The organism is Ancylobacter moscoviensis, assembly GCF_007559435.1.
Taxonomy (GTDB): domain Bacteria; phylum Pseudomonadota; class Alphaproteobacteria; order Rhizobiales; family Xanthobacteraceae; genus Ancylobacter; species Ancylobacter moscoviensis.
Window position 1 is genome coordinate 1 of the sequence record NZ_VMBP01000012.1, and the last position, 893, is coordinate 893.

1 protein-coding gene is annotated in these 893 nt (G+C 65.4%); it reads left to right on the forward strand.

Annotated elements, in window-relative coordinates; genetic code table 11:
• Window positions 1-70 precede the first annotated feature (70 nt).
• Window positions 71-888 (forward strand): IS5 family transposase gene (locus FO470_RS19450; RefSeq protein WP_144344657.1). Its coding sequence is split into 2 segments (ribosomal slippage): window positions 71-464 and window positions 464-888, totalling 819 coding nucleotides; the frame shifts between segments, so codons are not numbered across the junction.
• Window positions 889-893: the final 5 nt, after the last annotated feature.

Sequence of the window (893 nt, forward strand, 5' to 3'; positions counted from 1 at the left end):
CTAGGTCACGAACTCATAAAGCGGTAGCGGGTTTAGGCGTTGCGTGATTCAAGGCTCTGGGAGGAGCCTGATGAGCGCGCCACGTCGTTACGAACTGACCGATTTCGAATGGTCGATCATCGCGCCGCTTCTGCCGAACAAGCCGCGCGGGGTTCCGCGGGCCGACGATCGGAAGGTGCTGAACGGCATCTACTGGCGGCTTCGGACAGGTTCGCCCTGGGCCGACATCCCCGAGCGCTACGGCCCGCCTACGACCTGCTCGAACCGCTTCCGCCGCTGGGCCAAGATCGGCGTGTGGGACCGCATCTTCGAGGCGGTGAGCCGCGCCTACGACGGCGACCTGCAGATGATCGACTCCTCCTCGATCCGGGTCCACCAGCATGGCGGCAACGTCAAAAAGGGGGGCCATACGCCAGCTCGTTCGGTACCCCGGCCGCCGCTCGGGACCACGCTCGAGCCCAGTGCATGGGGCGCTCGCGGGGCGGGCTGACCACCAAGATCCACGCCCTCGTGGACGCCAACGGCCTTCCGGTCGCGCTCAAGCTGACCGAGGGCCAGGCCCATGACGGCGTCAGCGCGAGTGACATGCTGGAGACCTTGAGCGAAGGCCAGATCCTGCTCGCCGACCGCGCCTATGACAGCGACCGGCTCCGGAACGCCCTCCGCGAGCGCGGCGTCTTCGCCAACGTCCGGCCAATGAAGAGCCGCAAGCGCAGGCTCCCTTTCAGCTCGTGGCTCTACCGCCAGCGAAACCTCGTCGAGCGCTTCTTCTCAAAGCTCAAGCACTACCGCGCCGTCGCCACCCGATACGAAAAGCACGCCGCAAACTTCCTCGCAGCCGTCAAACTCGCCGCAGCACGCATATGGATGCGATTTATGAGTCGGTGACCTAG